Origin of the sequence: Micromonospora fulviviridis (assembly GCF_014648395.1) — a bacterium.
GTDB classification, from domain to species: domain Bacteria; phylum Actinomycetota; class Actinomycetes; order Mycobacteriales; family Micromonosporaceae; genus Micromonospora; species Micromonospora fulviviridis.
This window is the reverse complement of the sequence record NZ_BMRA01000022.1, coordinates 22152-31063: the sequence shown is the minus strand read 5'-3', so window position 1 is coordinate 31063 and position 8912 is coordinate 22152. Positions and strand designations below refer to the sequence as shown.

Here is an 8912-nt window from a genome sequence, read left to right as displayed (position 1 = left end):
CGGCACCTGGAACGCCTGGCTGGACGGCTACGGCAGCACCCACACCGACACGCTGTCGCAGTCGGTGAGCCTGCCCAGCGGCTGCACCAGCTACAACTTCACCTTCTGGCTGCACATCGACTCGGCCGAGACCACCAGCAGCGTCCAGTACGACAAGCTGACCGTGCAGGTGCTCAACTCCTCCGGCACCGTCCTGGCCACCCTGGCGACCTGGTCGAACCTGAACAAGGCCACCGGCTACAGCCAGAAGTCCTTCTCCCTGGCCTCGTACGCCGGCCAGACCGTCACCCTGAAGTTCACCGGCACCGAGGACTCCTCGCTGCAGACCTCCTTCGTCGTCGACGACACCGCGGTCAACGTCTCCTGACCTGACCTGACCGCCCGACCCCGGGGCCCGGCGGCCACCCCACGCGGGTGGTCGCCGGGCCCCGCCCGTTACGGTCGTCGGAGAACCGGCGGCGCGAGGGGGAGACATGTCGGATGCGGAGCTGACCGTCACGGTGGCCGGGCCGGTGGCGACCGTGGTGATCCGGAACCCGGCGCGCCGCAACGCGATGACGCCGGCCATGTGGCGGCAGCTCCCGGTGCTGCTCGACGGCCTGGAGGCGGACCCGGCGGTGCGCGTGCTGGTGCTCACCGGTGCGGGCGGCACCTTCTGCGCCGGCGCCGACCTGGGCGACCTGGACGAGCTGCTGGAGGCCGGGGACGGCAGCATCGCGGTGGCCGCCGAGGAGCGGTTGGCGGCGTTCGGCCGGCCCACCGTGGCCGCGATCGAGGGCGCCTGCGTCGGCGGCGGGTGTCAGCTCGCCGTCGCCTGTGACCTGCGCTTCGCCGCGGTGGACGCCCGGTTCGGCGTGCCCCCGGCGCGGCTGGGGCTGGTCTACCCCGCGCCGACCACCCGGCGGCTGGCCCGGCTCGTCGGGCCGTCCGCCGCCAAGCACCTGCTGTTCACCAGCGAGCTGGTCGACGCCGAGCGCTCGCTGCGGATCGGGCTGGTCGACGAGGTGCTGCCGGCCGACGCGCTCGCCGCGCGGGTGGCCGCGGTGACCGCCACCATCGCCGAGCGCTCCCGGCTCACCGTGGCCGCGGCCAAGGAGATCGTCGACGGGCGCGCCGACGCCGACCGGATCGCCTGGTGGCACGGGCAGGTACGGGAGAGCGGCGAGGCCCGCGAGGGGATCGCCGCCGTCACCGAGCGCCGGGCTCCACGCTTCGGCTGGACTCCGCCCGCCGCCGGCTGACGCCGGGACCGGCGGGCGCCGCGCCGGAGGCGTACCTCCGACGCGGCCCCCTGTGCCCGCCGGCCGTCCGTCACCGCGCCAGCGCGGCCCAGCTCGGCGTCACCGGCTCCCGCCGCAGCGGCATGCCCGCCTCGGCCGGGGTCCGGTCGCCCTTGCGCTGGTTGCAGCCGTAGCAGGCGGCGGTGGTGTTCCCCCAGGTGTTCCGGCCACCGCGCGAGCGGGGCAGGATGTGGTCGATGGTGCTGGCCGGGCCGTCGCAGTAGGCGCACCGCCGGTCGTCGCGGCGCAGCACGCCGCCCCGGGACCACGCCGGGCCGGCGCTGAACCGCCAGCGGGTCACCACGTACCGGACGAGGCGGACCACCCGCGGCATCGGGAAGACCCCGATCACCTGGTCCGGCTCGGCCTCGTGGATCTCGGCGACCCGGCGGCAGAGCATCCGGATCGCGTGCTGGACGGTGACCCGGTGCAGCGGGCCGAGGTCGGCGTTGATGACGAGGACGGCGTCCACCGGGCTCTCCCTTCACTATCGGTGGGTACGGCAGCAAAAAGCCGCCCGGTCCACGGGACCGGGCGGCGACGACGGGGACGCGCGGGCGCGTCAGTCGGGTCGTCCGGCGGGCGGACCTTCGGCTCGGCAACCGTCGCTGAGCAGCCACGACGGCATCGTGGTGCGGTGACGCAGCGACATCGACGGCTCCCGGAGCGGTGGTTGACCTTGCGCGCTCACGGTAGATCCACGCCGGAGAGGCAAGCAACGCATTTCGATCCGCCGCCCGGTCAGCGCCGGCCGGCCAGCAGGCCGCGCGGGCGGACCGAGCTGACCGGCTCGGCCGCCGCCCCCTCCGCCCGCAGGATGTGGTTGGCGGCCACGATCCCGGTCGCCGCCGACCGTTCCATCAACGCGCTCGGGAACTCGGTCCGGATCCCGTCGCCGGCCAGGTAGAGGCCCGCCGCGTCGGTGCGCACCCCCGGCCGCCCCGCGTGGCTGCCCGGGGTGAACGCGGGCGCCTGCGCCTCGACCCGGGCGCGCAGCGCGCGTACCCGCAGGGCGGCCACCTCCGGCCAGAGCGCGGTCAGCTCCACCCGCATCCGCTCGGCCAGCTCCTCGGCCGGCACGCCGGGCTCGCAGGCGTACGCGTGCAGCTCGACCACCGAGCCGCCGGTCCGCTCCGCCCAGCGCCGCGGCTCGTCCTCCAGCCGGTGGTAGAGGGTCACCGAGTCCAGGGTGGGTTGGCGGGACACCCCGCTGAACACCGCCCGGTCCGGGCGCACGTCGCCGTCCATCCAGTAGCGCGCCACCGCGTACGGCGGGCCGGGCCGACCGAAGGCGGGCATCCGCGCCACCAGCTCGGGCGCCGCCCCGACCAGGCCCGGGGAGGCGGCGACCAGCGCGGCGAGCGCGGGCGGGTCGACGGCGAGCACCACGTGCCCGGCCTCGTGGGTGTCGCCGCCGGTGGTGGTGACCCGCCAGCCGTCCGGCGTCCGGTCCAGCCGGGCGGCGGCCGTGCCGGTGCGTACCTGGGCGCCGTGCCGCTCGACGTGCCGGGTGAGCGGCGCCCAGATCGCCGTGGCGTAGTCCCGGTCCGGGCAGTCGAAGGCCAGTCCCTCCGGGTTGCCGAGCAGGTAGAAGTGGAACTGGGCGATCATCTCGGCGGCCGACATCTCCGCCTCGTGGTTGAAGAACGAGTGCGAGAAGACCTCGAAGAGCATGGCCCGGGCCCGGTCCGGCAGCCGCAGCGAGGTGAGCAGCTCGTCCGCGGTCCGGGTGTCGAACTCGGCGTAGGTGCGCTCCGGGTCGTAGGTGAGCAGCGGCAGCGCCGCGTCCCGGTCCATCGCCCGCAGGTCGGCTAGGCGCAGGCTCGGGCTGCGCAGCAGCAGGGCGAGCAGGTTGGCCGGCGGCGCGGGCGGCAGCTTGCCGAACTCCTCGACCGGCCACCGCGCGGAGAGGATCGGATAGCCGGGGACCGGCTTGAGGAAGCCCAGGGTCGGGTCGGCCCGGCGCAGGATGTTCCGCCAGTTCCAGTACTGCCGGAAGAAGGCGTGGAAGCCGTGCTCGTTGCGCTGGACGCCGTGCGGCAGCTCCTCCGGCCAGGCGCCGAGCCGGCCGCCCAGGTGCGGCGCCGCCTCCAGCACGGTCACCTGGACGCCGCGTTCGGCCAGCACCACCGCCGCCGACATGCCGGCGATGCCGCCGCCGACCACCACGGTCCGCACCGGGCGCGGCACGCCCGGGGCGCCACCTCCGCCGGGGTCCACGAGGTGCCGGCGTACGCCGATGAGCCGACCGACCACTCGCGAGAGTGCCATCCGTGCCTCCGCCCGACGGGAGCCTCCAGTCTGTCGGCTCACGCCTCCGGCGGCAGCAGACAGCGGCGCGGCCGGTCCGACTCCGGCCAGACGTACTCCAGGTCGGGCGGGACGCCGTCGAACTGCGGGCCGTAGTGCGCCGGGTCCTTGCGCAGCAGCGACGACCGGTGGCTGCGGTGCAGGTCCTCCCGGCCCAGCCAGCGCGGCAGCTCGCCGGCCTCGGCCAGCTCCGCCTGGGTGCGGATGACGGCGATGCCGCAGGCCGTGGCGAGATCGGTGGCCATGGTGGCCGCGCAGGTGTCCGCCCGGCCCGGCTCGCACCACACCGCGCACATGTCCAGGCCGTACCGGGTCAGCGCCTCCTCGTACCCGGCCCACATCTTCACCGCCGGGTGGTTGCGCCAGCCGTAGTCCGGCCGGGTCAGCCCGCGCAGCACCTGGATGGTCTCCACCCGCTGCTTGCCCAGCCGCTTCTGGTCCAGCGTCCGGGCGCTGGCCAGGAAGTCCGGATACGGCAGGAACGTCTGCATGGCCGTGCTCTACCCGTACTGGCCGGCACCATGCGTTCATGATCGAGGGGGCTGCGCGCATTGCGAGCGACTGACTACGATCCGGACATGGCCGAGCCCCTCCGCGACCGCGCTCGCCGCGCGACCGGATGGCGGTTGAAGATGAACGGCGACGTCCGTCCGCACTACGTGGTCTGCGGCTCGGACCCGCTGGCCTACTGGGTGGTCCGGTCGCTGCTCGCCACCGACCCGCCCGCCGGCCGGGTGCGGGTGACCCTGGTGGTGCCCGAGCGCCGCCGCTCGGAGGGGCCCGACGGGCGGGATCTGCCGGGCGTCCAGGTCGTCCGGGCGGACCGGCTCGACGAGGCGACCTTCCGCAGCGCCGGGCTGGCCGGGGCGGACGGGCTGGCCCTGCTGCACCAGGACGACGTGGGCAACATGCACGCCGCGCTCTGCGCCCAGGAGGTCGAGCCCCGGCTGCGCCTGGTGGTCCGGATGTTCAACACCAGCCTGGCCAACGGCGTGCGGCAGCTCTTCCCCGACTCGGCGGTGCTCTCCGACGCCTCGATCTCCGCCCCGGCCTTCGTGGCCGCCGCCCTCGGCGAGCTGGCCCCCACCCACTTCCGGCACGCCGGCCGCACCCTCTACGTGGCCCGCCGCGCCGACGTACGCCCGCAGGACGTGGTCAGCGGGCTGGCCGTCACCACCGACCCGGAGCTGGTCCGGGTGCTCCCCGCCGACGAGTCCTCCGCCGACGTGGTGCTGGCCGAGGCGACCGGGCGACCGCCCGGCACCGAGCTGGCCGCCCGCCGGCTGGTCCGGGCCCGCCGTCGCCGGCAACCGGTCGCGGTGCTGCTCCGCGCGCTCCGCAGCTTCGCCACCCGCAAGATCGGCGTGGCCGTGCTGGTGCTGCTCGCGGTGATCGCCGTGCTCGGCTGGCTCAACGCCCGGGCCGCGGACGTGACCTGGTCCGAGGCGCTCTACCTCACGCTGGTCACCACGCTCAGCGGGCAGGACCCGGACGTCACCAAGCCGCTCGCCGCCCAGGTCATGCAGGTGGTGCTCAACCTGGCCGGGCTGGCGCTGATCCCGCTGATCACCGCCGCCGTGGTCGACGGCATCGTCAACGCCCGGCTCGCCCTGCACGCCGGCCGGATCCAGCCCGACCGGTCCGGGCACGTGGTGGTCGTCGGGCTGGGCAACATCGGCACCCGGGTGATGGCCCAGCTGCACGACTTCGGGGTCGAGGTGGTGGCCATCGACAAGAACCCGGAGGCGCGCGGCGCGCCGCTGGCGCACCGGCTCGGCGTGCCGTTGATCGTCGGGGATGCCGGCCAGGAGGAGACCCTGCGGGCCGCCTCCGTCGACACCAGTCAGGCGCTGGTGGTGGTCTCCACCGACGACGGGGCGAACCTGCGCGCCGCGCTCAACGCCCGCTCCCTCGACCCCGACCTGCGGGTGGTGCTGCGCCTCTTCGACGGCGACTTCGCCGAGCGGATCCAGCAGGCGTTCGGCATCGGCATCTCGCGCAGCGTGTCGTACCTGGCCGCCCCGGCGTTCGCGGCGGCCATGCTGGACCGCGCGGTGATCGCCACCATCCCGGTCGACCGGCACGCGCTGCTGGTCACCGACGTGCCGGTGGTGGCCGGCTCCCCGCTCGACGGCCGGCCGCTCGCCGCGGTGGCCCGCCCCGGCGAGGTACGCCTGCTCGCGCACACCAGGGCCGGGCAGAAGACGGAGTGGTCCACCGATCCGCGGATGGTGATCCACGCGGGGGACCGGCTGACGGTGGTGGCCCGGCGGGCCGGGCTGACCGCCCTGCTCCGGGAGACCACCCCGGTGCCGCCACCCGCCCCGGCCGGCGCCCCGGTCCCACGCCAGCCGGACGAGTGACCCGGCGAGCCGACTTCCACGGTAGTGTGGAAGTCGTGGGCGCCATCTACGAAGAGCTTCCGTTCAGCGAGTTCCTCCACCAGCCGGCCGCCACAGCGGAGCGGCTGGAGAAGGTGCGCGCGCTGCGGCTGCGCCGCCGGGGCGCCGGTGACCTGGCGCTCACCCGCGCCGACCAGCTGGAACGGGACGCCGTCGTCGTCGACTTCACCGCCCGGCTGCTGGCCGGCATGGTGCGCACCGAGCCGCTGGCAGCCGTCCGTCGGGTGCTCGGCGAGGCCCTGCCGTGGGTGGCCTTCCTACCCGACGAGGACGTCGACCAGTTGCTCGCCGAGCTGACCACTGTCGCGCAGGGCGCCGCCTCGCTGGAGAACCTGTCGCCCGTCGCGGTCCTGCTCACCCAGTGGCGGCACACCGCCGAGATCCACGCCGATCCCACCCTGCTGGAACTCGTCGGCCGGGAGCCCAGCGGAGACCTCGGCCCGGTGCCCGCGCCGCCCGCCCGGTCGTGAGCCCCAAGCGGGGCGACCGGGCGGCGCCACCGGCCGTCGGCGGCGAGTACGAGCTGCGCTTCGCCGAATCGGCGGCCGCCGACGGCTGGGAGCAGCTGGCCCGACAGGCGCCGACCAACCTGCGCCGGGTGTACGACGCGCTGCGGGCGGACCCGCGGTCGAAGAGCAACCCCGAACGGCACCACCGGCTGAAGGGCTCGTTGGCCACGGTCCAGTGGAAGGGCCAGGCCCTGGAACGCTGGCAGTACGAGGTGACCGGCGGCGGCCGGATCTGGTACCTGATCGACGACGACCGCCGCACGGTCTGGCTCACCTACGCGGGCACCGGCCACCCACGGGCCACCGACTGACCGGGGTCAGGCCGCGCGGGTGGTGTGGCGGAGGGCGTACCAGGCGGCGCCGAGGGCGAGCACGCCGAAGCCGCTGAGCACGCTGGCGACCGGCAGGTTCACCGCGAGCAGCAGGCAGCCGACCAGCCCCAGCGCGGCGAGCAGCTGCACCGGCAGCTTCCGGGCCGGGTCCCGGCCCAGGGTGAGCGCCGAGGCGTTGGCGATCGCGTAGTAGACCAGCACCGTGCAGCTGGAGAAGCCGATCGCGCCCCGCACGTCGGCCAGGGACACCACGACGATCACCACGGCGGCCACCGCCAGCTCGGCGCGGTGCGGCACCCGGTAGCGCGGGTGCACGGCGGCCAGCGCCCCCGGCAGGTCCCGGCGGCGGGCCATCGCCAGCGTGGTCCGGCCGACCCCGGCCAGCAGGGAGAGCAGCACGCCGGTCACCGCCACGGTCGCCCCGGCCCGGACCAGCCAGGCCAGGCCGGGCAGCCCAGCGGCGGTCACCACCTCGGCCAGCGGCGCGGCCGAGTCGGCCAGCCGCCGGTCGCCCAGCACGCCGACCGCGACCACGGCCAGCACCAGGTAGATGGCCAGGACCACGCCGAGCGCCAGCGGCACTGCGCGCGGGACGGTGCGTTCCGGGTCACGGACCTCCTCGCCGAGCGTGGCGATCCGGGCGTACCCGGCGAAGGCGAAGAAGAGCAGGCCGGCGGCGGTGAGCACGCCCCGGACCCCGGTGTCGGCGAAGCCGGCCAGCCGGTCGGGCGCGACGTGCGGGGCGCCGGTCACCGCCACCACGGCGAGCACGGTGAGCACCACGCCCACCAGCACCCGGGTGGCCGCCGCGGTCTTCCCGATCCCGCGCAGGTTCACGGCGGTCACCGCCACGACCGCGAGGACCGCGACGAGCCGCGCCCGGCCCGGCCAGAGGTACGCCCCGATGGTCAGGGCCATGGCCGCGCAGCTCGCCGTCTTGCCGATCACGAAGCCCCAGCCGGCGAGGAACCCGGCGAACGGGTGCAGCCGCTCCCGGCCGTAGACGTAGGTGCCGCCGGACTCCGGGTAGCGGGCGGCGAGCCGGGCCGAGCTGGTCGCGTTGCAGAAGGCGATGAAGCCGGCGAGGGCCAGCGCGACCAGCAGGCCGGCGCCGCCGGCCGCCGCCGCGGCGGGGGCGAAGACCACGAAGACGCCCGCGCCGAGCATCGACCCCAACCCGATGACGACCGCGTCGGGTACGCCCAGCCGGCGCGCCAGTTCTGCCACGAGCGCAGGCTAGGACATGGAGATGAACTTCCGGTCCCGGTTGCGCAGCGGGCCGGGCAACGGCAGGTCGTCCCAGGGCACCCGGTGCAGCAGACGGTCCAGCAGCAGGCCGAGCAGCAGCCCGGCGACCGAGTCGGTCAACCAGTGCCAGCCCAGGTAGATGGTGGTGCAGAGGACCACCAGCGGCGGCACCACCCGGACCACGGTGACCAGCCGGGGCGGAACGGTCCGGCCGAAGGTGCGCAGCAGGGGAGCCAGCAGCAGGGCGAGCACGCCGTACCAGACGATCGCGTTGGCCACGTGCCCCGACGGGTACGACTGGGCGAAGCGCACCGGCAGGTCGTGCTGGAACAGCGGCAGGGTCTGCTCGGGCGCCAGGAACGGCTCCTTCACGCTGGCGCTCGGCGCGGGCCGGGCGGTCCACACCTTCAGCGGCCCGATGGTCAGGTAGGTGAGCACGAACGCGGTCACCGGCGGCAGCACCGGGCGGACCGAGCGGAGCCGGACCGCCAGCAGCACGCCGAGCCCCGCCGCGAGCAGGGTCAGCGGGGTGCCCTGGCCGAGCAGGTTGAGCGCCATGGCGGCCCACCGGGCAGGGGTCGGCCGGTGCGCGGCGGACCAGTCGGCGACGGCCCGGTCGAGCCCGAAGAGGTGCCCCTCGGCCAGCGCCACGGTGAGCGCCACGAGGGCGGCGAGCAGCAGCCCGTCGAACCACCAGCCGGCCGGGCGGACGGGCCGGAGGCGCGTCCGGCGTACCCCTGTGGTCTCCCGCACGCGACCACGCTACCGGCCGCCCGCGGTGGCGGGCCGGCGCGGGCGGCGGTGGCTGTGGGCCCAACCACGAAGGGAGGC

Annotated in this window: 9 protein-coding genes and 1 pseudogene; 5 read left to right on the top strand and 5 right to left on the bottom strand. The window is 75.4% G+C overall.

What is annotated here, in order from left to right; translation table 11 throughout:
• Together IEY96_RS32075 and IEY96_RS32070 are read left to right on the top strand one after the other, a co-directional pair.
• A pseudogene (locus tag IEY96_RS32075) lies at nt 1-367 on the top strand (M4 family peptidase); the annotation flags it as partial.
• A gap of 106 nt (nt 368-473) precedes the next feature.
• The gene (locus IEY96_RS32070; protein WP_189198535.1) at nt 474-1241 is read left to right on the top strand and encodes an enoyl-CoA hydratase/isomerase family protein; all 768 of its coding nucleotides are present in this window, start codon (nt 474-476) and stop codon (nt 1239-1241) included.
• Between the two features lie 70 nt (nt 1242-1311).
• Here IEY96_RS32070 and IEY96_RS32065 read toward each other — a convergent pair whose 3' ends face one another.
• The 3 genes from IEY96_RS32065 to IEY96_RS32055 all read right to left on the bottom strand — a co-directional run bounded on the left by IEY96_RS32065 (nt 1312) and on the right by IEY96_RS32055 (nt 4081).
• Nucleotides 1312-1752, bottom strand: coding sequence for an HNH endonuclease (locus IEY96_RS32065; RefSeq protein ID WP_189198534.1), 441 nt, complete (start codon nt 1750-1752; stop codon nt 1312-1314).
• A 269-nt stretch (nt 1753-2021) separates the two neighbouring features.
• A complete protein-coding gene (locus IEY96_RS32060; RefSeq protein WP_189198533.1) occupies nt 2022-3551 on the bottom strand; it encodes an FAD-dependent oxidoreductase in 1530 nt (509 codons plus the stop codon).
• Nucleotides 3552-3589: 38 nt separating this feature from the next.
• Nucleotides 3590-4081 (bottom strand): MSMEG_6728 family protein, encoded by a 492-nt coding sequence (locus IEY96_RS32055; protein ID WP_189198532.1) that lies wholly within the window; start codon nt 4079-4081, stop codon nt 3590-3592.
• 141 nt (nt 4082-4222) lie between these two features.
• On the opposite strand from IEY96_RS32055, the gene IEY96_RS32050 reads away from it, so the two are divergent.
• From IEY96_RS32050 to IEY96_RS32040, 3 genes are read left to right on the top strand one after another with little or no spacing between them, the layout of a single operon-like run.
• Complete coding sequence (locus tag IEY96_RS32050) at nt 4223-5953, top strand: potassium channel protein (protein ID WP_189198539.1); 1731 nt, start codon at nt 4223-4225, stop codon at nt 5951-5953.
• A gap of 35 nt (nt 5954-5988) precedes the next feature.
• Nucleotides 5989-6462, top strand: coding sequence for a hypothetical protein (locus IEY96_RS32045; protein ID WP_189198531.1), 474 nt, complete (start codon nt 5989-5991; stop codon nt 6460-6462).
• Nucleotides 6459-6812, top strand: a complete 354-nt coding sequence (locus tag IEY96_RS32040; RefSeq protein WP_189198530.1) for a hypothetical protein — start codon at nt 6459-6461, stop codon at nt 6810-6812. The genes IEY96_RS32045 and IEY96_RS32040 overlap by 4 nt, the downstream gene beginning before the upstream one ends.
• Before the next feature lie 6 nt (nt 6813-6818).
• Here IEY96_RS32040 and IEY96_RS32035 read toward each other — a convergent pair whose 3' ends face one another.
• The gene (locus tag IEY96_RS32035; RefSeq protein WP_189198529.1) at nt 6819-8060 is read right to left on the bottom strand and encodes an APC family permease; all 1242 of its coding nucleotides are present in this window, start codon (nt 8058-8060) and stop codon (nt 6819-6821) included.
• Nucleotides 8061-8069: 9 nt separating this feature from the next.
• Nucleotides 8070-8834, bottom strand: coding sequence for a phosphatase PAP2 family protein (locus IEY96_RS32030; RefSeq protein WP_189198528.1), 765 nt, complete (start codon nt 8832-8834; stop codon nt 8070-8072).
• Nucleotides 8835-8912 lie beyond the last annotated feature (78 nt).

Excerpts from the sequence above, each read along its gene's own strand:
- IEY96_RS32070 (WP_189198535.1), top strand. The coding sequence starts at position 474 with ATGTCGGATGCGGAGCTGACCGTCACGGTGGCCGGGCCGGTGGCGACC.
- IEY96_RS32060 (WP_189198533.1), bottom strand. The coding sequence starts at position 3,551 with ATGGCACTCTCGCGAGTGGTCGGTCGGCTCATCGGCGTACGCCGGCAC.
- IEY96_RS32055 (WP_189198532.1), bottom strand. The coding sequence starts at position 4,081 with ATGCAGACGTTCCTGCCGTATCCGGACTTCCTGGCCAGCGCCCGGACG.
- IEY96_RS32050 (WP_189198539.1), top strand. The coding sequence starts at position 4,223 with ATGAACGGCGACGTCCGTCCGCACTACGTGGTCTGCGGCTCGGACCCG.